This window comes from Diplocloster modestus (assembly GCF_019042245.1).
Taxonomy (GTDB): Bacteria; Bacillota; Clostridia; order Lachnospirales; family Lachnospiraceae; genus Diplocloster; species Diplocloster modestus.
This window is the reverse complement of sequence record NZ_JAHQCX010000002.1, coordinates 348,059-371,592: the sequence shown is the minus strand read 5'-3', so window position 1 is coordinate 371,592 and position 23,534 is coordinate 348,059. Positions and strand designations below refer to the sequence as shown.

The 23,534-nt window shown below is 45.7% G+C and carries 22 protein-coding genes; 20 read left to right on the top strand and 2 right to left on the bottom strand.

Annotated features, from left to right (window positions below; genetic code table 11):
* Both KTH90_RS04550 and KTH90_RS04545 read left to right on the top strand, forming a co-directional pair.
* Positions 1–419: hypothetical protein (locus KTH90_RS04550; RefSeq protein ID WP_238726337.1), on the top strand; the 419-nt coding region annotated here is incomplete at its 5' end.
* Positions 420–825: 406 nt separating this feature from the next.
* The gene (locus tag KTH90_RS04545) at positions 826–1,758 is read left to right on the top strand and encodes a DMT family transporter (protein ID WP_158349900.1); all 933 of its coding nucleotides are present in this window, start codon (positions 826–828) and stop codon (positions 1,756–1,758) included.
* A gap of 231 nt (positions 1,759–1,989) precedes the next feature.
* Here the strand turns inward: KTH90_RS04545 and KTH90_RS04540 are convergent, their stop codons facing one another.
* Together KTH90_RS04540 and KTH90_RS04535 are read right to left on the bottom strand one after the other, a co-directional pair.
* Positions 1,990–2,790 carry a polysaccharide deacetylase family protein gene (locus KTH90_RS04540; RefSeq protein WP_158349899.1) on the bottom strand — a complete coding sequence of 267 codons (801 nt, stop codon included), beginning with the start codon at positions 2,788–2,790 and terminating at the stop codon, positions 1,990–1,992.
* Positions 2,791–2,866: 76 nt separating this feature from the next.
* Positions 2,867–3,559, bottom strand: a complete 693-nt coding sequence (locus tag KTH90_RS04535) for a hypothetical protein (protein WP_158349898.1) — start codon at positions 3,557–3,559, stop codon at positions 2,867–2,869.
* 304 nt (positions 3,560–3,863) lie between these two features.
* On the opposite strand from KTH90_RS04535, the gene KTH90_RS04530 reads away from it, so the two are divergent.
* The 18 genes from KTH90_RS04530 to KTH90_RS04445 all read left to right on the top strand — a co-directional run bounded on the left by KTH90_RS04530 (position 3,864) and on the right by KTH90_RS04445 (position 23,396).
* Entirely contained in the window at positions 3,864–5,282 is a 1,419-nt protein-coding gene (locus KTH90_RS04530) for a hypothetical protein (RefSeq protein ID WP_158349897.1), read from the top strand.
* Between the two features lie 187 nt (positions 5,283–5,469).
* Positions 5,470–6,699, top strand: a complete 1,230-nt coding sequence (locus tag KTH90_RS04525) for a cation:proton antiporter (RefSeq protein ID WP_158349896.1) — start codon at positions 5,470–5,472, stop codon at positions 6,697–6,699.
* A gap of 12 nt (positions 6,700–6,711) precedes the next feature.
* Positions 6,712–8,097: an MATE family efflux transporter gene (locus tag KTH90_RS04520; RefSeq protein WP_158349895.1), complete on the top strand. Its 1,386-nt coding sequence runs from the start codon at positions 6,712–6,714 to the stop codon at positions 8,095–8,097.
* Between the two features lie 444 nt (positions 8,098–8,541).
* The gene (locus KTH90_RS04515; protein ID WP_158349894.1) at positions 8,542–9,714 is read left to right on the top strand and encodes an ATPase, T2SS/T4P/T4SS family; all 1,173 of its coding nucleotides are present in this window, start codon (positions 8,542–8,544) and stop codon (positions 9,712–9,714) included.
* Positions 9,715–9,731: 17 nt separating this feature from the next.
* The gene (locus KTH90_RS04510; protein ID WP_158349893.1) at positions 9,732–10,703 is read left to right on the top strand and encodes a type II secretion system F family protein; all 972 of its coding nucleotides are present in this window, start codon (positions 9,732–9,734) and stop codon (positions 10,701–10,703) included.
* A gap of 62 nt (positions 10,704–10,765) precedes the next feature.
* Positions 10,766–11,617 (top strand): hypothetical protein, encoded by an 852-nt coding sequence (locus tag KTH90_RS04505; RefSeq protein WP_158349892.1) that lies wholly within the window; start codon positions 10,766–10,768, stop codon positions 11,615–11,617.
* A 10-nt stretch (positions 11,618–11,627) separates the two neighbouring features.
* Entirely contained in the window at positions 11,628–11,846 is a 219-nt protein-coding gene (locus KTH90_RS04500; RefSeq protein ID WP_158349891.1) for a Flp1 family type IVb pilin, read from the top strand.
* A 20-nt stretch (positions 11,847–11,866) separates the two neighbouring features.
* Complete coding sequence (locus KTH90_RS04495) at positions 11,867–12,274, top strand: hypothetical protein (protein ID WP_158349890.1); 408 nt, start codon at positions 11,867–11,869, stop codon at positions 12,272–12,274.
* 54 nt (positions 12,275–12,328) lie between these two features.
* Positions 12,329–12,859 carry a hypothetical protein gene (locus KTH90_RS04490; RefSeq protein ID WP_158349889.1) on the top strand — a complete coding sequence of 177 codons (531 nt, stop codon included), beginning with the start codon at positions 12,329–12,331 and terminating at the stop codon, positions 12,857–12,859.
* 52 nt (positions 12,860–12,911) lie between these two features.
* A complete protein-coding gene (locus KTH90_RS04485) occupies positions 12,912–13,589 on the top strand; it encodes a CpaB family protein (protein WP_158349888.1) in 678 nt (225 codons plus the stop codon).
* A 37-nt stretch (positions 13,590–13,626) separates the two neighbouring features.
* Positions 13,627–15,570, top strand: coding sequence for an InlB B-repeat-containing protein (locus KTH90_RS04480; protein ID WP_158349887.1), 1,944 nt, complete (start codon positions 13,627–13,629; stop codon positions 15,568–15,570).
* Between the two features lie 1,048 nt (positions 15,571–16,618).
* Positions 16,619–17,503, top strand: a complete 885-nt coding sequence (locus tag KTH90_RS04475) for an amino acid ABC transporter substrate-binding protein (RefSeq protein ID WP_158349886.1) — start codon at positions 16,619–16,621, stop codon at positions 17,501–17,503.
* A gap of 101 nt (positions 17,504–17,604) precedes the next feature.
* Positions 17,605–18,255: an amino acid ABC transporter permease gene (locus KTH90_RS04470; protein ID WP_158349885.1), complete on the top strand. Its 651-nt coding sequence runs from the start codon at positions 17,605–17,607 to the stop codon at positions 18,253–18,255.
* A 12-nt stretch (positions 18,256–18,267) separates the two neighbouring features.
* A complete protein-coding gene (locus KTH90_RS04465) occupies positions 18,268–19,035 on the top strand; it encodes an amino acid ABC transporter ATP-binding protein (RefSeq protein WP_158349884.1) in 768 nt (255 codons plus the stop codon).
* 246 nt (positions 19,036–19,281) lie between these two features.
* Positions 19,282–20,613 (top strand): type I glutamate--ammonia ligase, encoded by a 1,332-nt coding sequence (gene glnA / locus KTH90_RS04460; protein ID WP_158349883.1) that lies wholly within the window; start codon positions 19,282–19,284, stop codon positions 20,611–20,613.
* Positions 20,614–20,702: 89 nt separating this feature from the next.
* Positions 20,703–21,245, top strand: a complete 543-nt coding sequence (locus KTH90_RS04455) for an ANTAR domain-containing response regulator (protein ID WP_158349882.1) — start codon at positions 20,703–20,705, stop codon at positions 21,243–21,245.
* A gap of 83 nt (positions 21,246–21,328) precedes the next feature.
* Complete coding sequence (gene dapF / locus KTH90_RS04450) at positions 21,329–22,177, top strand: diaminopimelate epimerase (protein ID WP_158349881.1); 849 nt, start codon at positions 21,329–21,331, stop codon at positions 22,175–22,177.
* 4 nt (positions 22,178–22,181) lie between these two features.
* Positions 22,182–23,396 (top strand): LL-diaminopimelate aminotransferase, encoded by a 1,215-nt coding sequence (locus tag KTH90_RS04445; protein WP_158349880.1) that lies wholly within the window; start codon positions 22,182–22,184, stop codon positions 23,394–23,396.
* Positions 23,397–23,534 lie beyond the last annotated feature (138 nt).

Genomic DNA, 23,534 nt, shown 5'->3' with positions numbered 1-23,534 from the left:
TAAAAAATGAAGTTGGGGAAGAAATAAAGGGATTAAAAAATGAAGTTGGGGAAGAAATAAAGGGATTAAAAAATGAAGTTGGGGAAGAAATAAAGGGATTAAAAAATGAATTTATGGAAGAAATAAAGGGACTAAAAAATGAATTTGGCGAAGAAATAAAGGGATTGAAAGTAGACATTTCATCGTTGAGACAAGAAGTAAAGCAAGACATTTCATCTTTAAAGCATGATGTGCTGGTATTAAAATTAGATAATGAAAATGATATTATACCTCGTTTACAGAACATAGAATCATGTTATATCTCTACATATAATCGTTATAAAAGTAGTGTGGAGACATATGATACTATGGAGGCAGATATTAAGATGCTGAAAGAGGTAGTAGCAGAACATAGTGCCAAATTGCAAAAAATATCTTAACTGACTGCGATGTGGTTCAATCGTTATGAGCAAATTCATGAATGATACAGAAATAATTATCGTACATGCATTATAATTTTATATTCTAAAAATAACTATTAGTATATTTTCTAAAAGTATTATCGTTTATCTTTGAATTCATTAGTTATTCATAAAACAAATCCAATTAAAACTAAGGGATTTTCTGATCTCCTAACAATAGAGTCGAGGTTGGGAAACAGGTTAGGATCGTCCTGCAAAGTTACCAGAAGAATCCCCCGTTCCCATTTTGATGCAGGAAATTTATAAAATTCAGCAAAAACGTAATCCTTGAGATTTTTCAGGCGAAATGATATGATTAATCCGTTTGAAGAAAAACGACCGGGTAAGGTACCTGGATGATCTGCTAAGGAGGGGCTGAATTGATATGCTATCGAAAAAAGGAGAATGGTTAAAGAAGACACCGGTGCTGTGTTTTATGGCGATGATCTGCTGTGCACTATGGGGAAGTGCTTTTCCCTGTATCAAGATCGGATATCGCCTGTTTGAGATTCCGGCGGATGCGGTGAACAGTCAGATGCTGTTCGCAGGTATGCGGTTTACATTGGCGGGGATTCTGGTCATTGTGATCGGAAGTCTGACAGGAAGAAAATGCATGGTTCCTAAAAAGGGAACCTGGAAGAAGATCCTGATTCTGAGTTTGTTCCAGACGATCATTCAATACATATTTTTCTATATCGGCCTGGCAAATACGACAGGAGTAAAAGCCTCTATCATCGAAGCGGCCAATGTGTTTTTTGTCATCCTGCTGGCCAGTCTGGTTTTCCGCCAGGAGAAACTGACCGTATTGAAAATACTGGGCTGTGTAGTGGGATTTGCCGGTGTGGTTTTGATCAATCTGAATCAGGGCGGTTTGGATACAGGGGTCAAACTGACCGGGGAAGGTTTCATCCTGTTATCGGCATTCTCATACGCCATGTCCAGCGTGTTTCTGAAACAATTCGGAAAAGATGAGGATCCGATGATGCTGAGCGGTTATCAGTTTGTGATCGGCGGGGCTGTGATTACTTTGTGCGGGCTGCTGACCGGCGCAAAGATAACGGCCTTTACGGCGGAATCGACGGGAATGCTGTTCTATCTGGCTATCGTGTCGGCAGGAGCCTATTCGATCTGGGGAAATCTCCTGAAATATAATCCGGCGTCGAAGGTGGCAGTGTTTGGTTTTATGAATCCGGTGTTCGGAGTTATCCTGTCCGCACTGCTGCTGCATGAACAGGAGCAGGCTTTCGGGTGGATGGGGCTGACTGCATTGGTATTGGTTTGTGCCGGTATCTTTGTTGTAAATAGAGACAGCCGCTAAGCAATTGATTAAAATGGAGAACCTCCAAACGGATGTATATTAAGAGGCATCTGTTTGGAGGTATTTTTTATCCCACCGAAGGTATTTACGAACTGTATGACTGGCGGTATCCTTTTCTGTTTTGAAATGAAGATAAGCAGGAATACAGGATGCCGCTCCTTGTGCCGCCGGACGCATTTTTTGCTGATAGCCGTGTTATCACTGCTACGACAGACCGCCTGGGAGTATCCTTTATTTACTGTCCGGAATCTGACGTCCTTCGTGATCCATGTGGTAATGATCCCGGTAGATTAACTGGGAGACCGGAACCAGTTCATAACCCGCCCCCTGCAGCGTGGTAATTACCGTTTCCAGAGCGTCTTTTGTATACTTGGCTCCATTATGCATCAGAATGATGGAACCGTTACCCAGATGTTCATTCTGTGTTACCATCTGTACGATACTGTCAGCCCCGTAATCTTTCCAATCTAAGCTGTCCACGTCCCACTGAATCGGATAATAGCCGCAGTCCCTGGCATTCGTGATCACGTGATTATCATAATCCCCGTAGGGGGGACGAAACAAAAACATCTCATAACCGGTCAGTTCTTTGACCTTATTATGTACACTCATCAGTTCCTGCTTACAATCCTCATCACTTAACTGACTCATGTTTTTGTGATTCTGTGAATGATTGCCCAGATCATGGCCGGCCGCCAGAATTCTTTTCACATCCTCAGGATAACTGTCTGCCCAGCCTCCAGTCATAAAAAAGGTTGCATGGACATTGTATTTCGCCAGAATATCCAATAACGTCTGCGTATCCTCGTTGCCCCATGCGGCGTCAAAGCTTAGGGCTACCTGCTTTTTCGGTGTCTCCACACAATAGATCGGAAGCTCACGCCCGTCCACCGAGCTGCTGACCGAGGTGACAGTTGGTAGATACAGGACACTGCATACTATTAACAGCAGCAGGACAAACCAGAAAAAACCGGATTTTGCCACCGTTGGTATTTTCAGATTTTTATGCTCTGTTTTTGGTATTCTCCACATACAAAAACTCCACAATATATGGTTTTATACATATATATGTGGAGTCTTTGGAAGTATGTATTTATTTCAACAGCGTTTAAAAGCATTTCTTGCATGGGGTTAATCCCCTTGCCAGCGCGTCCTCGAGTGTTGCCTCATAATAAGTACCATTGCCGCACTTATGGTTGTGATACTTACTGCCAGTTTTGGTAACCAGTACGATTTCTGAATTAATGTCGGCAGGTTGTGAAGGAGCGTCGGTACCAGCTGATACGGAAGAATCCGGAGATGATTTTGAAGAATTGGAAACAGAAGCGGATGCGATCTGAGAAGACAATTTTTCATTTTCTTCCGTTAGTTTCGTGTTTTCCTGCTGCAGGGAGTCGATCTGGTTCTGCAAATCCTCAGCCGGATCTAAGTCAGACATTGAGGCTATGGTTTGTTCGGCTGTCTCTAACTGATCCTGCAGTTCCTCAATCTTTGCTACGTTCGTTTGGTTTTCATCTTTCAGAACAGACAAATCAGCAGACAGTGATTCAACCTGTGTTTCCAGCTCCTGTTTTTCTGCCTGTATGGCTTCTAATTGATCTGTAAGTGCGGCAGCCTGGCTCGTATCCGATGAAAATGCGGAAAGAAAGAGGACCAGAAAGAATATTCCGAATGCCGCGCTGGCCCCCGCCTTTATCAGCATTGTCCATTCTTTTTTATACTGCCACATAAGAAAACAGCCAAGAGGAAAGCATAAGACTAAAAATGCCAGAATCCAACCTGTTTTTTGATACCATTTCATAGAAATCCCCCTCTTTTGTAAAATAATATCAATGCTACTATATATTATTATTCTACAACTAATAGTTCCGAAAAACAATTATCAGATTCATTATATTGGATGTTAGATTGCCCTATATTAAGAAAATATTAAGGTTTGGATCGAAAAAATTAAGAATTTTATGGCAGGATTAATTTGTAGAAAATGGGTTAGCGTGCTATAATTCTCTACGGATTGATTTACAGGTATGGGTTCTTATTGAGATGTCGAGAATAAGATAGGAAGGTAAGATGGAACCTGGCTGCGACAATCAAGGAGAGAGAGAATGGATAGGAAAAAATCTGACAAAAGTTATCAGGTATGGTTTCAAAGCTGTCGGGTCCTGCCGATTGAATGGGTAATTGCGGGAATCATCGGAGGGCTGATTCTGATTACATATACTTATGCGGACGGTGTGTCCTGGACGATCTGGTCCACGAATCTTCTGGATGTCATTTTTGATGGAAAGCCGTTGGATTATTACGCATATTGCCGGGAAAACCTGTTTGGTGCCATGCACAAGGATATGGGGACCAGCGTATTCAGTGTTCTTCCCTGGGCAGTCTGGAATATTCCGATTTGGATTCTTCAGCGGTTTTTTGGGTTCCGGATTGTAGAAAATTCTCTGATGCTGATCTGGTCCAAACTTTTCTTAGTAGCGGCACTTTTAGTTACAGCTTATTTTATGTATCAGATCGTACTGCTGATGACTGGAAACCGATACAGAAGCTGGCTGGCGGCCCTTCTGATGGTATCTGCGGTTCATATATATATTGCCGTCTGCTTTGCCGGACAAAATGATGTGGTTATCTGTATGTTTGGGGTTATGGCTGTTTATTTTCTGCTGAAAAAACGATATGGGCTGTTTATGTTGTTATCTTCCTTTGCGATAGCGACCAAACCATTTTTTATATTTACCTATATTGGATTGGTACTGTTTATAGAAAAGCGTGTGGATAAAATTATATATCGGGTACTGGGAGGATTCTGGCTCACCATTTTATTTTCTCTGATCTACCACAACGCGCCTCTGTACCAGAAATCGATTAAAGGAGCGATCAAATATGGGGATGAGATCGGAAAGATACTGAGTAAAGATATTTCTTTTGGCCCGGTGGTGAACACTTCCATATTTATTCTGATCCTGTGTTTGGTTTACTTTTTTGCTTACGTGGTTAAGACAAAGGGGGACGAGCAGTGGCGGCAGTATGTGATTTATATTGCCATGGCGACGCAGTTCGTGTTCTTTGGGTTCACGGAATATTTTTATTACCGGTTGATACTGCTTTACCCGTTTTTGCTGTGTGTGATATTAACCAATAAAAAATATCTGCGTTTGAATATGATACTTGAGGTTCTGTTGTCTGCCAGCGCGGTTCTGGTCCACCTGAATACCAATGGGTTTATGGGGCCTTCTTACGTGGCAAGAGGATTTTTAGCAAACTTTCTTCCAGGGATCAATACCGGGAAGCTGCATTATGTAAATCTAAACCAGATCATGTGGTCGGTTAAAAATTACGCTCTGTATTCGAAAATATTTAATGCGGTGTTTATTGCCTGCCTGATTCTTCTTCTGGTGATTAATTTTCCTGGTTTCAAAAAAGATCTGGGTAAGGAGAACGATGTTTGCAGCAGAGGCTGGATATGGCTGCATATGGCGCTGATTATACCGGTGTACGCCGTATCTCTGGCATTGTGCTTCTGAGAGGGACCGGCTTCTTTATGTCAGAACCGTGTTCATTGGTGGCTGTGACATGAAAACTGTGATATAATAAAAAAATAGCCGCTAAGTGCTCATAGCTATGAAATATATGTAGCTTGACGGGGTTACGTAGGGAGTAACAGCTGTGTGGGCGTTGTGACATCGCCTTAGAGAAAAGGAGCGTGGTGAGATGGCTCTTCTCGACAGGATTGGAAATTCTTCTGCGGAGGTAATTTTAAGCATTGCGTTGATTCTGATTGCAGGTTTTTTAATGACCAGGATAACGAAAAAGCTGCGTCTGCCGGATGTGACGGGGTATATTATAGCAGGGGTACTGATCGGCCCCTATGTTCTGAATCTGATTTCCCCTGATATTATGGAGGGAATGGGATTTATCACGGACATAGCCTTGGCATACATTGCGTTCGGCGTGGGAAAATATTTTAAACTGGAGGAACTGAAGAAAAATGGCAGGCGGATCATAATCATTACCGTATTTGAGGCATTACTGGCAGGAACAGTGGTGGCGCTGACAATGATTTTCATTTTTCACCTGTCGGTTCCCTTCGCTATCTTGCTGGGAGCGATCGGATCTGCTACAGCGCCGGCTTCCACGATTATGACGATCAATCAGTACCATGCCAGAGGAGAGCTGGTGAATACCATACTGCAGGTGGTAGCGTTGGATGATGCGGTAGCCCTGATCGCATTCAGCGTGTGTGCGGCGATTGCGGATCAGCTGGAGAGTGGTACCGGACATCTGCAGTGGAATGTATTCCTGATTCCTCTGCTGGTGAATCTGGTGGTATTGTTTTTAGGAGCCGTGTGCGGATATCTTTTGAAATGGATCATATCGGACAGCCGATCCAGAGATCACAGATTGATCCTGATCAACGCAGTGATCTTTGCCATGACCGGGGTCTGCACGATGTTGGACGTCTCCCCTCTGCTTCCCTGTATGCTTATGGGAACGGTATATGTTAATGTAATCGAAAAAAAGAACCTGTTCAAACAGGTCAATCATTTTTCTCCGCCAATTATGCTTATGTTTTTTGTACTGTCTGGAATGAAGCTGAATGTACCGATGCTGGTGTCAGCCGGTGTGATCGGCGTGGTTTATTTTGGGGTCCGGATTCTGGGCAAATATGCGGGGGCCTGGGCTGGATCTCTTATCGGCAAAGCTTCACCGGAGGTGCGCAAATATTTGGGATTGGCCCTGGTGCCGCAGGCAGGTGTGGCGATCGGTCTGGCTGCACTGGGCCAGCGTATTCTCCCGCCGCAGATGGGGACCATGCTCTCCACGATTATATTGTCTTCCAGTATCCTATATGAAATGGTGGGACCGGCCTGTGCGAAAGGCGCATTAATTCTGGCACATGAGATTCGGACAGTAAAGGCTATAGATGCGGGCAGGAAATGAGGGTTGTAAAACATGAGTGCGAACAATGATTTCAGTAAGGGCAGCGTTTCGGGGAATATTCTTAGCCTGGCGCTGCCCATGACTTTGGCACAGTTGATCAATGTACTGTATAATGTGGTGGATCGGATCTATATTGGACATATCCCGGGAGCGTCCACAGTGCCGCTGACCGGGCTTGGTCTGGCCCTTCCGATTATTACAATCATTACGGCGTTTGCCAATTTGTTCGGAATGGGCGGGGCACCGCTGTGTTCCATAGCCAGAGGACAGAAAGAAAATAAAAAAGCGGAGCAGATTATGGGGAATTCTTTCTCCATGCTTGTGATTACCGGTATTATTCTGATGATACTCTGCCTGCTGTTTAAAAAGCCATTGCTGTATCTGTTCGGCGCCAGCAGTGCAACGTTTCCTTACGCAGATGCCTATCTGACGATCTATCTGCTGGGTACGGTGTTCGTAATGATCAGCCTTGGGATGAACAGTTTTATTAATTCACAGGGGTTTGGTAAAATCGGCATGATGACCGTATTGTTGGGGGCAGTGGCAAATATAGTACTGGACCCGCTGTTTATCTTCGTTTTTCGGATGGGAGTGCAGGGTGCCGCGGCAGCCACTTTGATTTCCCAGATGCTGTCTGCTGTCTGGGTGCTTAAATTCCTGCGCGGGCCGAAGGCAATTCTGAAACTGAACCGGGAAGGGATGCGATTAAAGGCTGAATTGTTAAAAAATATTACAGGGCTTGGAATGTCTGGTTTTGTGATGTCCGTGACCAATGGATCTGTGCAGATCATTTGCAACGCTACACTGCAAAATTTCGGAGGCGATCTGTACGTTGGGGTTATGACGGTGATTAACTCGGTGCGGGAGATTATAACCATGCCGGTGATGGGCGTGACCAATGGTGCCCAGCCGGTGATGGGATTTAATTATGGGGCAGAGGAATATGCACGGGTGCGAAGCGCTATAAAATTCACAACAGCGGTGTGTATCATCTATACGTTTGCGGTCTGGGGATTATTGCTCCTGGCGCCCTGGTTTTTCATCCACCTGTTTAACAGCGAACCTGAACTTTTAAAGGCAGGCGTTCCTGCCATGAAGATTTATTTTTTTGGCATTTTTATGATGTCACTGCAGTTTGCCGGACAGTCCGTATTCGTTGCGTTGGGAAAATCCAGGCAGGCCGTCTTCTTTTCACTGCTTCGAAAGGCGATTATCGTGATCCCGTTGACGCTTCTTCTGCCGATGGTGGGAAATCTGGGCACGAATGGAGTGTTTCTGGCCGAGCCGGTATCGAATTTTATCGGGGGGACCGCGTGTTTTGTTACCATGATGATTACGGTCTGGCCCGGTTTGGGACAGAAAGAGATCAAAGGTGCGGGTGTAAAAAATAAGGGTTAAAAATGAGGCTTTTTTTGGTTAGAATGCAGAGTTGACATGCGCTTCATTTTGAGATATGATCTTTGTACGTTCTTTAAAGAATGATTCTGATTTATCTGTTTTGTATCTGTTTTATTTTTCATTCATTACTTTAATTATCTTATTTATCCCATTTACTTATTTATTGTCCAATCTATTTCAAGCGTTGAACGGTATTTCCTATTTATGATCCTCCATCAAGTGACACAGGTATTCTGAAGTTGTGTTGATCGGGTTTATATGATAGGAGTGGACAGCAATTGTTTTAAAGTAAGAGAGGTGATCAAAGAGAGGTAAAAAAATAGTAGCGCTGGAAAATACCTCACTGATAATTTTTCATGCATCGCACGTAAGCGGCTAAAAAACAGCCGCTAAGTACTCATAACTATAAATAATGTCGGTGAGCTGACAGAAAGGAGGAGCGAATTGTATGTAAACAAAACCCGGACGGAAAACAAGGAGAATATTCTTCAGGGAGATTTTGTAAATAAACTGTTGGATGACGTCATTGACTATTTTACCAGAGTTGATATGAAACCGCTGAATCTGGTCGAACGGGGTATGAAAAGCAGGGATGAATTCCTGCAAGAGGTAAGAGAATACCTGAAACACAGACAGGTTAAGGAACCTCTGTCCGGTATCGTATTGGAACGCTTCCAGAAATTCCTGTGGAGCTATGATATTCTGGATGAGCTGATCAATGATGAGTCCATATCGGATATTAAAGTGCTGGATGAGAATCATATACGGGTGAAAAGGTATGGAAAGCGCATGACTTCGCCGTTAAAATTCAGAAGCAAAGAGGCTTATCGGCGGTTTGTAGATCGGGTGGTTATCAAAAACAGGACGAATCTGAGCGATTTGAATGCGGTTCAGAACTTTACAGATAAAACAACAAATCCCAAATTTATTCTGCGCTTTAATATCACGACAGAGTTTGTAAACTCTGTAGACAGCCCTTATCTGCATATCCGTAAGATTGCCAAGCAGAAAAATACACTGGCAGATCTCATAAAGATGGGTATGCTGAGTGATGAAACCGCAGACTGGCTGAGGAAGGAAGCTTCCCAGGCTTCTGGAATTTTGTTTACCGGGAAGGGAGCGTCCGGCAAAACCACTCTGATGAACGCATTGCTGGATTGTATCCCGGAGGCTAATTCCGGTCTGGTGATTCAGGAAAATGAAGAACTGTTTTCCAATACACATCCGGATCTGATGTTTCAGCACGTCGTTTCCAGCAAGGGTGAGGGGAAAATCAGATATGACCTGAAGGATCTGGCCCGCAATGGCCTGCTGACAGACCTGGACTATTTTATCATAGGAGAAATCAAGGGAGGGGAAGCACTGTATTTTTTAAATGCGGCATACACCGGGCATAAGTGCTGGGCATCCGTGCATGGAGCCAGTTCCACGGAAGGGCTGAATAAACTGGCCGATTATGTGAAATACGAAAGCGATTACAGCCGGGAAGATGCGCTGCATATGCTGTGCCATATATCCACGATCATTTTCCTGGAAAATTTTAAAGTGAGGGAGATCTCCCAGATAGACGGCTGGGACCGGAGCAATAACGATCTGAAATACAGAAAAATATTATAAGGAGGGATCACCGCTTGATGGAAGAAATCAGTTTATGTTTGCGGATACTTCTGATTCCATTGCTGTTTACAGGTTTTACTAATCTCTATGATTTCCTGAAGGAGCAGCGATTGGTGGAACGGGCTCTGCTGGAATTTTACCGCCTGTCGGAAGAACAGGAGGAAGGACGCAGAATGGAGGAGACCAAACGGTGGTTTGAGGAGGGCGCGGGCAAGAGAAAAAGTGTTCTATACCGGTTTGATCTTATGATTCTACAGAGCAATATCAGATACTATCTGCCGTTTTTAAATACAGAAATATTTTTGGTTCTGATGCTGACGGCATCCGTGGCTGCTGCCGCACTGGCCAAAAGCATGAGTGGATTGTGGCTGTTGACGATTCCGACTGCTGCTTTTACTATGTTTCTTTTTTATCTTTTGATCTACAGTCTTTCTATATCCAATTATAAAAAAACACAGAACGGTATTACACAGTTTGCAAATCTGCTGGAGAATTTCAGTGAGACCAGCGATGATCTGATTTTTATTTTTGAAAAGGTCTGTCCTTATCTTGATGTACCAATGCGTCCGGCACTCCAGGAGTGTGTGAGTAAAGCTCGCAATACGGGAAATATGGAGGAGGCACTGAGAAATCTGGAGCTTCAGATCGAACATCCCCAGTTCCGGAATCTGATCCGGAATCTGGAGATCTGTTCCAGGCATGAGGCGAACTATGCTGAAATTATCCGCGATAATCGCAGAAGCCTGCAGGAATATCTGCAAAACCAAAAAGAAAGGAAAGCGCTGTATGACAATGGACGTATCGAAATTAGTATCATTCTGCTGCTCTGCCTCGTTGTAACCGGTATGCTGAACGGTTTTATACGCCATGGATTTCTTTATGTGCTGTTTAATTCTGTGATTGGGAACGGCATCGCGCTGTACTGTATGATCGTACTGCTTGTCTGTCTGTATTCTATGTTTTTTGCAGGAAAAAAAGGACAATCCTAAAAAGTATCCACTAGAAAATAATTAATGATAAAGAATGAACGGAAAGGAGATACTATTCATAGATGGAGGTTATGGATATTATCAGCAGAGGGAAAGCAGTGACGGAACTTATATGTCCGGTACTGTTTATGCTGGCACTTTGCAGTGCATCTTACACACAGGTACAGGAACGTCTGATCCAGTGGCGTAATCAGATGGGCGGACAGGTCAGACGGCAATTAAAAACCACCGGATTACCATATTTCCGATATGACCGAATTCAGGATTATCTGGAACATTACGGAGTTACGTATATGTTTCCTGGGAAAGCCGATCCGATTTCCTATCTGGCGGTAAAAGGACTTTTTGCGCTGCTGTGCATGGCTGCAGGTTTACAGATTCACCCTGTAATAGGTTTGCTGCTGCTGCCAGTTGGTTTTCAGGCACCGGATGGATTCATCCGCCTGTCCAACAATCAGGACAACGATGAGATGCTGGCGGATATTAAAAATGTCTATGATACGCTTAGAATACAGACGAAGGCTGGAGTGTATCTGACTCATTCACTTTCGGAATGTTATCTTGCTGTGGAGAACGAGCGATTGAAGGCAGCGCTTCTTACCCTGACAAACCGCATCGTAGCAAAAAGTGATATCACCCATGCATTGGAAGAGTTTCATGAGAAGTTTGAGAATAAATATATCGATATTTTGTGTATGATTTTGCAGCAATCATTAGAATCCGGTCGTACCGTGCAGATTCTTGAGGACGTATCTTCCCAGCTCACCGATATGCAGCATGCGATACATATGAAAGAAAAAGAAAAGCTGGATCGGAAAATCCAGGTTTTGCAGCTGCTGATTTTTGTGGGAATCATGGGGGTCTGCCTGCTTGGATTGGGAACTGAGATAATGGATTCAATTATTCTATTTTAGGAGGATTTATATGAGAAATATATGGAAACAGGAATTCATGATGAAATTACGCAGATGGGAAGGAAATATGACGAAAAAAGAGCAGGGAGGAAAAGAAATTATCGCTGAGGTGGCATTGGCTGTGATAGCCGTAGCACTGATCCTGATTTTCCGGACTCAGATCAGCAGTCTGATCACAACGATCATGACATCCATGAATACAAAGGTTTCTGAGTTGTTCAGTATGTAACAGAAATGAGGTCTTATCTTATGGGGAAAAAAGAGCAGGGAAGCCTATTTAAGTTCATGCCCAGTATATTAAGTATCCTGATGCTGGGAATTATCGGAATTGTATTTTTGAACTGGATGTCTGATTTGGATTCCAGGGACAGGCTGGATAGTCTGGCGCGGGAATATATTCTGCGGATGGAGACGCAGGGATATCTTACAGATTCTGACAGCCAGGAACTGATACAGGAATTGTCCGAATTGGGTATGGAACAGATCAATCTGGATGGTACGACCAGGGGAGAAGTGGGTTATGGGAATCGTGTAATATTACAAATACAGGGAATGATCCGACAGAAACAACAACGTCTAAGTGGATTCGCCGGCCTGAACCAGACAGAGGTGCTGACACCTGTGCGGGTACGTAAAGCTTCCACCGCGAAATATTAGGAGGTCACTGAAATCAGAAGAAAGTCCAATGAGAGGAAAAAAGAAGCGGGAGCCGTGGAATATGTTATTTCCTTGAGCATGGTGAGTATCGTTTTGCTGCTGGTCTTATGCCTGTATCAGAGCAGAATGATCAAAATTACCAGGAACTATGTGCAGGATGGGCTGGCGGCCTCTAATCTGGCCGCTGCCATTATTGATCTGGCAGAATTTGGAATCTCACATGAGATATTGATCAGCGATGAAGTGCAGGCATATGAAGAATTCAGAACGGCTCTCAGAGAGAATCTGAGGTTAGATGAGCACGAAGTTGCTTTGGAAAACAGCCTGCTGAAGGGACAGATTCGAATCGAGGATTTTATTATATATAATGTAGAGAACCATCTGATATATCAGATGGGAAGAAAAAACGGCGCCTGGCTGGCAAAAAACTGCCTGGGGATTCAGGGAAACGTGAGAACTCCGGACGGGACGCTGATCGAAAGTACTACGATCTACAGCAGGATCTGTTTTCCGATACAGGGATGGAAGGATCAGGCTAGAGAAGTTACCGTTCAAAAGAGTGTGGACGTGGTAACGAGAGAATGATTGTACATAACGATCTTGGTACAAAAAGGACAAGGAGAGAAAAAACAAAAGAATGAAAAGAATAAAAATGAAATACCCGAAAGAAAAAAAGAAAAAGAATCTGGCATGGAGATTCCTGTTCAGCTTTTTCATGGCTTTTCTGGTATTCCTTCTTCTTCTGATGCTGGAAGCGGGTTTTCAGAAAAAAGAGGAAGAAAAATTGGTAATTTTGGCGGCAGCAGATATACCCAAGGGAACGGAATTAACGGATGAAATCATTGCGAATAGTTTCAGGGAAGCTTATATACCAATCTCTTTCATCCCGGAACAGGCGGTTGAAGACAGAAAGCAATTGGCCGGAAATATTACAGGAGAGGACATCCGCGAGCGGGAAATCGTGACATTGCCGAGGCTATGCGAATTGCCTGAACTACTGGAAGAACTGGTGGAGCCAGTGGAAGTAAGCATATCCGTCACCGATCTGTCCCAGGTGGTAGGGGGGATCTTAAGAGCGGGTGACCGAATCCATTTATCGGTTACGGATCGGGAAACAGGGGTAAATGAGCGAATCCTTACCAATGTCTACGTATCCGGAGCCTTTACATCTTCCGGAATCAGACTGGATCGTATCCCGGCGGAACAGGAGCAGTCCGCGGCTACTGTGCTTAATCTCTGGATTCCAAAGGCAATGGAACAGACTTTTAATGAAAAAATAAACAGCGGTTTGTTGAGAATCAGTAAAATACAGTAAAAAGGATTGTCCATCTATAGAAAGAGGTTAAAATTATATGAAAAAGATCTGGAAGCTGATATTTTTTCTGACCTTGCTGTTAAGCTGGATCTTAATTGTCCCATACCGCGCAGATGCCGCTACCCCGCTGGGAAATGGAGATTGCGGACACTGGGACTGGAAGTATCTGGATGATACCGGCAGAATCTATATTAAGATCTGCAGTCCGGATCGGGACTTTGGAACCGCGGTTCTCCAGGTCGGCGGACTTGCCGGAAAACAATTTTATTACCGGAATTTTCCGGCTGTTCTGTATCTTTCCTTATCGGGAAGTCCCTGCGGAATGCGGCTGGATTCCAACTCGGCATCTGTATTTCCCTATACCTTCTGCGGAGACTGCGGTTCACCCTACATACAAGAATTTTCGGTTCCGATTCATTGGCAGATGCCTGCCTACTATGAGTTCGCGGGCACGCCCTATGTCCAGAACAGCGGCGGCACCACTACATTGCAGCAATTTGTGGATCACAGAGATTTTGTATGGAAGGACTACTATTTTATAAACCGTCTTCCGAACGGAGGGAGTACGCTGACATCACAAGCTTTTACTGTGAGTGCTTCCACCTTTTACGATCTGGGGATCCGGGTAGATACGCCCAGCGGTATTCTGGTGCAGGGACCTCGTACGGTAACGATTCAGCTGCAAAAACAGACCTTCTCCCTGCAGGTTAACCCCAACGGCGGATGCTGGGAAGGCAGCACGGGAATCAGTGTGCGCAGACAGCAATGGGGGACAAACAGATCAATAGGGGTTCCGGTTCCGCCGGCCGGATATACGGTCTATTGTAATGCGAACAAAGGAGAGGGCAGTAAGACGCTGACTGCCGCAAAAGTTTTTACGGGATGGAGCCGTTCCGGCATTGGAACCATAAATGGAAATACCTACACCTTTGGCACGGGCAACGGAAGCCTGACAGCGAACTACAGGCAGTCCGCTGTCACTCTGCCGGCAGTAAAGAGAACAGGTTATCTATTTCAGGGGTGGTATTTGAATGGAAAGAAGGTGGGGGATGCGGGAACCGTATGGACTCCCGCCGGTTCTGTAACCCTGACAGCGTCCTGGAAACCCGTAACCTATACCGTATCTTATCACGGCAATGGAAACACCGGAGGAAATACAGTATCCGGCAAACATACCTACGATGTGACACAAGCCCTTAACGCCAACGGCTTTATACGGGACGGGGCCTTATTCCAGGGATGGAGCACCAGCGTGACTTCTGCCACGGTACGATATACGGACCGGCAGATCGTACAAAATCTGTCGTCCACTCAGGATTCCGTGATACACTTGTATGCGGTCTGGAAAAAAACAATCGCCTTATCCTACGACGCCAACGGAGGTAGGGGTGCACCATCAGCAGAGATAAGGAGCATTTATAATTCCGACTCCGCCGATTTCACGATCACCCCCTTAAAACCTGAAAAGGATGGCTGCCGCTTTCTGGGCTGGAGTACGAAACCAGATACGAATCTGGGTTCCTATCAGCCTGCGCAGCAAATCACGCTGAGCAGGAATACCACACTGTATGCGATCTGGGATCCTATCCTGGAAGTGGAGGCTTATATAACGAGAACCCTGGAACCGCATGACCCCATATTTAAAACCGGTGAACAGGGAATTTTGACAATTAAGGTGTATGGAATGTGCGAAAAGGTAAAAGTATCCTTTCCACAGGAATTAATCAGTCAGGAAGATGAGTTGAACCCGAATCTCCTGGATCAGGAATATGACCTGTCGCCATCGATGAGCCAGGAGCTTACTCAGGAGTTCTATGTCCCGTTATATACCCAGGATGGGGCCTATACGACCGAAGTGACAGCCTATAAGACAGGAAATGACGGGAATCAGCTGGCGAAGACCGTGTATCCTCAATTCCGTGTTTCCGGAAACATTCTGGATGAATTAAAAACCAGAATCAGGCTGGCAGATCGAAGATGATTACGGTACGAGGTATTCATCTGTTGGACAGTCAGATATTAGCGGACGGTCACAGGGGTGTAGAAGTAATACTGACCACAGTTCTTTTAGCTGTTTCTTTTCTGTTAATATTGCATTATGTAAAGCAAAAAGACACGGAACTATACCTTCCGGCCGTCCCTCGTTTATATGCTGTCATCCTGTATTTCGGAACCTTTATGTTTTTATTATCCGGTTTATATTCATTTAGTGATACAACGGTTTTTGCTGTATTGCTTCTCTATCTGTCTGTTATGAGTTTTACTGATCACTATACCGGTCTGGTATATCCGGCTTTTTCCTATTTCATTTTAGTGACAGGAATAATCCTGTGGGTACTCCGATATCTCGATGATTGTGGAAATACGGCGGTCTTAGAATACAGGGATCAGTTAATCGGAATGATTATTTATTATGTTGTCTTATACCTTCTGCAAAAAGGAAAGGTGTTTTCCTCCGGTGATACAAAAGTATATTTGTGTGCAGCACTTTTCCTGACTTTTCAGGAATCTGACTATTCATATATCCTGAGATGGACGGCGAACCATGTGATCAGTACAGCAGTATTTCTGATCATAAACGTTCGCCATATAGATCTGCGGCATTTTCGGCTCCTTACTCCCCGGCCTTTTATTCCATCTATATCAGTCAGTACAATTCTGATTCTTTTGTTATTTGCAAAACATGGCTAGAGTTTTACTTGTTATACATTGCGGAAACGGTCGAAATATGTTATTACTGAATAGATGAGACCGTATGAAAATATGAGGACACTGGCACTGCACGTGCCGTTCCGCATACAGGCACCTTTTCTTACTGGAAGATATTCTTCACCCAGTATACAATTCTGCTAAGAATATGGGTTTCCCCGAATGGGAAGTAAATGGTTGATATACGCAGCTAATTGAACCGGATACAGCTATAATCCAGCCATAGTAGGAAAGATATTGACAACCCCGCCCCCTGCATGATAATATGGAAATGCTTTAATAGGGTAGAGCACTACCAAAGGAAAACAGGAGGATTAGTTATGAAAAAGTTAGCAGTTTTATTGGCATTGACATTGACAGTCAGTATGTTTGCAGCAGGCTGTGGAGATAAAGAAGAAGCTCCGGCTGCGGCTCCCTCGGAGACACCTGCGAACAGCGAAGAAGTACAGGCATCTGCCACACCCGCTTCGGATAAGGAGACGGCAGCTCCGGCTTCAGATGCAGCTGCAGGCGGTTCCTTTATTGTAGGTTTCGATCAGGATTTCCCGCCCATGGGATTTGTGGGAGACGACGGCGAATTCACCGGGTTTGACCTGGAGATGGCACAGGAAGTAGCGAAAAGGCTTGGCATGGAATATGTGCCTCAGCCGATCGCCTGGGATTCCAAAGATATGGAGCTGGATGCCGGCACGATTACCTGTATCTGGAACGGTTTCACTATGAACGGACGGGAAGAGAACTATGCATGGACAGATCCTTACCTGAATAATAAGCAGGTGTTTGTGGTGAGAGAAGATTCCGGAATCGATTCCAAAGAGGGACTGGCCGGTAAAGTTGTGGATGTACAGGCGGATTCTTCCGCAGAGGCAGCCCTGAATGATGATCCGGAATTAAGCGGAAGCTTTGGTCAGCTGCAGGCAGTGCCTGATTATAATACCGCATTTATGGATCTGGAATCCGGAGCGGTGGACGCCATCGCAATGGACAGCGTAGTGGCTGATTATCAGATCGCGAACAGAGAGAACAATTTTGTAGTGCTGGATGACGTGTTGGCCACCGAGGAATACGGTATCGCATTTAAGAAGGACAATACGGAATTAAGGGACAAGGTACAGGCGATCCTGGAAGAGATGGCGACAGACGGAACCACAGCTGAGATCTCCACCAAATGGTTCGGATCCGATATAACCACAATTGGAAAATAACTAGAAAAGATAAAGGATATATACAGGTTCGGAATACAGTCGGGCGGGTGTTGACTCGCCCGCATTTTTCAATTCCGTCCCTGCAGACAGGAGGATAAAACGTGAACTGGGCATTATTGTTATCAAAACTGGGCAGTGGTATGCTGACAACGTTGGAGATATTCTGCGTGACGCTGATCGTTTCGCTGCCGCTGGGCCTGGTAATAGCTTTCGGGCGCATGGCCAAGAATCCGATCATCCGGACAATATTTAAAATCTACATATCCATTATGCGGGGAACTCCTCTGATGCTGCAGTTGATGGTGGTGTACTTCGGACCATACTATATTCTGGGCTTACAGGTGACTAACAGTTACCGGCTGTATGCGGCATTTATTGCGTTCGGATTGAATTATGCCGCGTATTTCGCGGAGATTTACCGGGGAGGCATTGAGTCTATGCCTGACGGGCAATACGAGGCGGCGAAACTTCTGGGGTACAGCAAGGCCCAGACCTTTATCAAGATTATCCTGCCGCAGGTGATCAAACGGATCCTGCCTTCGATTACCAATGAAGTGATCACTCTGGTTAAGGATACGTCCCTGGCCTTTGCCATAGCCGTTACGGAGATGTTTACCCAGGCGAAGGCGCTTTCTTCTTCCCAGGTCAGCATGATTCCCTATGTGGCAGCCGGCGTGTTTTATTATGTATTCAATCTGCTGGTGGCCAGTGTGATGGAGTTTGTGGAAAAGAAATTTAACTATTACCGGTAGGGAGGAGCCAGGATGAATCTGTTGGAAATCAATAACCTAAGAAAGACATTTGATGAGTTGGAAGTAATTCAGGACATCTCCCTGTCTGTAAAAGAGGGAGAAGTACTGTCGATTATAGGCCCTTCCGGTTCCGGGAAATCCACGTTGCTGCGCTGCGCGACGATGTTGGAGCGGATGGATAGCGGAACGATGAGCTATATGGGTGAGCTGGCGGTGTGGACGGATGAAAATGGAAATGCCGTCTATGCTAAGAGCGCGCAGCTGAAAAAGATACAGAATTACTATGGCCTGGTATTTCAAAACTTTAACCTGTTTCCCCATTTTTCCGTGATGAAAAATATAACGGACGCGCCGATTCATGTGCAGAAACGACCGAAGGATGAAGTGTATAAGGAGGCCAGAGAGCTATTGAAAAAAATGGGACTCTCGGATAAAGAGGATGCTTATCCTTGTCAGCTCTCGGGCGGCCAGTGTCAGAGGGTAGCTATTGCCAGAGCCCTGGCGCTGAATCCGAAGATTCTGTTTTTTGATGAACCAACCTCCGCCCTGGATCCGGAGTTGACTGGTGAAGTGCTGAAAGTGATCCGCTCGCTGGCGGATCTGGATATTACGATGGTGATCGTTACACACGAGATGGCATTTGCCAGAGATATCTCCGACCGGATAATCTTTGTGGATAATGGAGTGATTGCGCAGCAGGGGACTCCCGAGGAAATTTTCCAGTCCGACAATGCGCGTACCAGGGAGTTCCTGGGCAAATATCATGATTATGGAGTCTGATCAGAGGGAAATTATGGTACATTGCTGAAATATAAATTTTAAACAGATCAGCAATTGACAAATAGAAAAGTGTTTGTTATCATTTTTGACAGGACAAAGGCGTGCTCATAATTTGGGTACGCCTTTTTTTCAATAGGTGTGTAACTTGTTGAATAAAAAATTCCGGTGGTACGTAAAGCGGCGGAAAGAGAACTCTGATGGAAAAGTAAGCAGCTGCGGGAAAACAGCGGAGAAGGAGAGCAGAATATGAGTAAATATTCAAAAAGAGACATTATGAAACTTGTGGAAGAAGAGGATGTGGAGTTTATCCGGCTTCAGTTCACCGACATACATGGGATGTTTAAGAATGTGGCGATCACCTCCAGCCAATTGAACAAAGCGCTGGATAACCGCTGTATGTTCGACGGTTCCCTAATCGATGGTTTTGTAGGAATCGAGGAATCCGACCTGTATCTGTATCCGGATTATGATACGCTTCAGATTTTTCCCTGGCGTCCCCAACAGGGAAAGGTTGCCCGACTGATCTGTGACGTACACCGCACAAATGGTGAGGCTTTCGAGGGAGATCCCAGATATATCCTCAAGAAAGTGATCCGGGAAGCGCAGGATATGGGATATACTTTCGAGGTCGGTCCGGAGTGTGAATTCTTCCTGTTTCACACGGATGACAGCGGACAGCCCACCACAACCACCCATGAAAAAGCCGGTTATTTTGACATCAGTCCGGTGGACCTGGGAGAGAACGCAAGAAGGGATATGGTGCTGACATTGGAAGAAATGGGCTTTGAAATCGAGTCTTCCCATCACGAGGTAGCTTCCGGTCAGCATGAAATTGATTTTAAATACGATGAGGCGCTTACTACCGCTGACAATATTATGACCTTTAAGCTGGCGGTCAGAACTATAGCAAAGCGTCACGGCCTGCATGCCACATTTATGCCAAAGCCGAAGTATGGCGTGCATGGATCCGGAATGCATACGAATATGTCTCTGCACAGAGACGGCAAAAATATATTTAACGATCCTTCCGATTCGGCAGGACTCAGCAAAGAAGCCTACTACTTTATCGGAGGCATCATGAAGCACATCCGCGCAATGACAGCCGTCACGAATCCGATCGTGAATTCCTATAAACGGCTGGTGCCCGGGTTCGAGGCGCCGGTCTATATCGCCTGGTCGGCAGTGAACCGGAGTCCTCTGATCCGGATACCTTCCAATAAAGGAGAAAAAACCAGGGTGGAATTAAGATGTCCCGACGCATCCTCCAATCCTTATCTGGCGTTGGCTGTGTGCCTGGCCGCCGGACTGGACGGCATCCGCAATCAGATTATGCCGCCGGACAGTATTGACAGAAACATCTTCGAACTGACGGAGCAGGAGCGGGAAGCGATGGGGATCGGTATGCTTCCCGGAACGCTGATCGAGGCGGTCCAGGCTCTGGAAGAGGATTTGTATATTCAGAATGTTTTGGGAGACCATATTTGCAGGCGTTACCTGGAGGCTAAGAAGGCGGAATGGACAGCATACCGGACGCAGGTTACTTCCTGGGAGATTGGGGAATATCTCTATAAAATCTGACCTTCTCTTCAGAGATTGACAACCTTTGGTTAACGATAGACAAAGGCGGGGGGAAACTGTCAAAATCTAGGGAGCGGAGGTGGGAAAAATTGACCAGTATCATTGTTGTATTTCCAAAACCCGAGGACGCGAAAAATATCCGCAACCTGTTGGTCCGGCATGGCTTTGACGTGGCTGCCGTATGCACAGCAGGTTCACAGGCGATCCAGTATGCGGAGGCTTTAAACGACGGGATTGTGATCTGCGGTTATCGGGCTGCGGATATGATGTACACGGATCTGCATGATTTTCTGCCCCCTCATTTTGAGATGCTTCTTGTCGCTTCCCAGCATTTGTGGAGCGAGTGTGTGAATAATGATATTGTGTGTGTGGCTATGCCGGTCAAGGTGTACGACCTGATCAGTACTGTTGAAATGATGGTCAGTACGATCGCCAGGCGAAGAAGGAAGAACCGTCAGAAGATGAAGGAGCGGTCGGAGTCTGAGAAAGAAATGATCCGGCAGGCGAAGGCATTGCTGATGGAGCGTAATAATATGACGGAAGAGGAAGCACACCGGTATCTGCAGAAATGCAGTATGGACAGCGGGACGAATCTGGTTGAGATGGCCGGGATGGTTATGAGTATTTATTAGAGGAAAAGGAAATCGTTGCAACGGCTGGGAATTTTTGCTATACTGGGGGCATATTTTTATTCTAGCATATAGGAGGAACAGCCGTGTTATTTGTTAAGATGCATGGATTGGGTAATGATTATGTTTATGTGGATTGTACGAAGGAGATGCTGAAAAACCCTTCGAAGATTGCCAGATGGATCAGCGACCGGCATTTTGGGGTCGGGTCGGATGGGCTGATTTTGATTAAGCCGTCTGATAAAGCTGATTTTACCATGGAGATGTATAACGCGGATGGCTCCAGAGGGGAAATGTGCGGAAACGGGATCCGCTGTGTCGGTAAGTTTGTGTATGACCAGGGGCTGACTGGTAAGACAAAGCTTCAGGTGGAGACACTTGCCGGGATAAAGGAACTGAAGCTGTTTGTGGAACAGGGCAAGGTTCAAAGCGTCCGGGTGGACATGGGAGCTCCGGTTTTACGGGCAGCGGATGTGCCGGTGATCAGCCAGAAGGAGCAGGTGATTGATGAACCGATCCACGCGGGGAATGCCGTATACCGGATGACCTGTGTATCGATGGGAAATCCACATGCGGTGGTGTTTGTGGAGAATGTGGAGGATCTGAATCTGGAGGAGTTAGGTCCTCAGTTTGAAGGGAATCCCTGTTTCCCGAATAGAGTGAATACCGAGTTTATTCAGGTATTGGATGAAAACCGGATTCGGATGAGAGTCTGGGAACGGGGTTCAGGTGAGACATTTGCCTGCGGAACAGGTGCCTGCGCGGCAGTGGTTGCATCGGTGCTGAATGGCTTTACAAAGGATTGTGTGACGGTGGAACTGCTTGGGGGCTGTCTTGAGATAGAGTGGGACACGAAGGGGGATACGGTATTTATGACCGGACCTGCGGCCACAGTGTTTCATGGAGAGATTGATGTGACGAAACTGGAGGAATGATATTATGTTCAGGATTAATGAGAATTATCTGAAGCTGCCAGGGAGCTATCTGTTTTCGGACATTGCGAAAAAAGTGAATGCTTTTATGGCTGCGCATCCGGAGAAGTCGGTCATTCGCCTGGGGATCGGCGATGTGACTCAGCCGTTAGCTCCGGCGATTATAGATGCGCTGCATGCGGCCGTGGACGAAATGGCTCAGGAGGAGACATTTCACGGATATGCGCCGGATCTGGGATATGAGTTTTTGAGAAATGCGATTGTGGAAGGAGATTACAGGGCCAGGGGCTGTGAGGTCGCGGCAGATGAGGTGTTTATCTCGGACGGGGCCAAATGTGATTCCGGGAATATTCAGGAGATTTTCAGTCTGGATAATAAGATAGCGGTCTGTGATCCGGTGTATCCGGTATATGTGGATACGAATGTGATGGCTGGAAGAACCGGAACTTATGATCCGAAGTCGGAGATCTGGAGCGATGTGATCTATATGCCGTGCACGGCTGAGAATGATTTCGCACCGGAACTGCCCGGGGAGACGCCGGATATCATTTATCTATGTTTCCCGAATAATCCGACCGGAGCTGTGATTAAGAAAAAGAGGCTCCAGGAATGGGTGGATTATGCGAACCGGATTGGCGCGGTGATTATCTACGACGCAGCTTATGAGGCGTATATTTCGGAGGATGATGTGCCACATTCGATCTATGAGTGTGACGGGGCCAGAGGCTGTGCCATTGAACTGCGGAGTTTTTCTAAGAATGCAGGTTTTACGGGCACCAGGCTTGGGTTTACTGTAATTCCCAAGGAATTGAAGTGCGGGAATGTTTCCCTGCATGGACTGTGGGCCAGACGGCACGGAACGAAGTATAACGGTGCCCCGTATATTATTCAGAAGGCGGGAGCGTCTGTCTATACGCCGGAGGGGCGCAGACAAGTACAGGAACAAGTCGCTTATTATATGAAAAATGCAAAAGTTATTTATCAGGGTTTGAAGGAGGCGGGATATTCGGTCTCCGGCGGCGTGAATGCTCCTTATATCTGGCTGAAGACTCCGGAGGGGATGAGTTCCTGGGAATTTTTTGATTACCTTCTGGAACATGCCAATGTAGTTGGGACCCCGGGATCCGGGTTCGGTCCCAGCGGGGAAGGATATTTTCGGCTGACAGCATTTGGCAGCTATGAAAACACTCTGGCTGCGATTGAAAGGATTCAGAATATGTAATACTAAAATTATTAATAGAGGAAATGCAAAGAAAGAGACTCTGGTCCATGGGACTTAACAGGAAGGACGCGTCACCGACTGAGAGCGCATCCATATGGAACGGGACTAAGGGAACACTCTGGAGCAGACCGGTTGAAA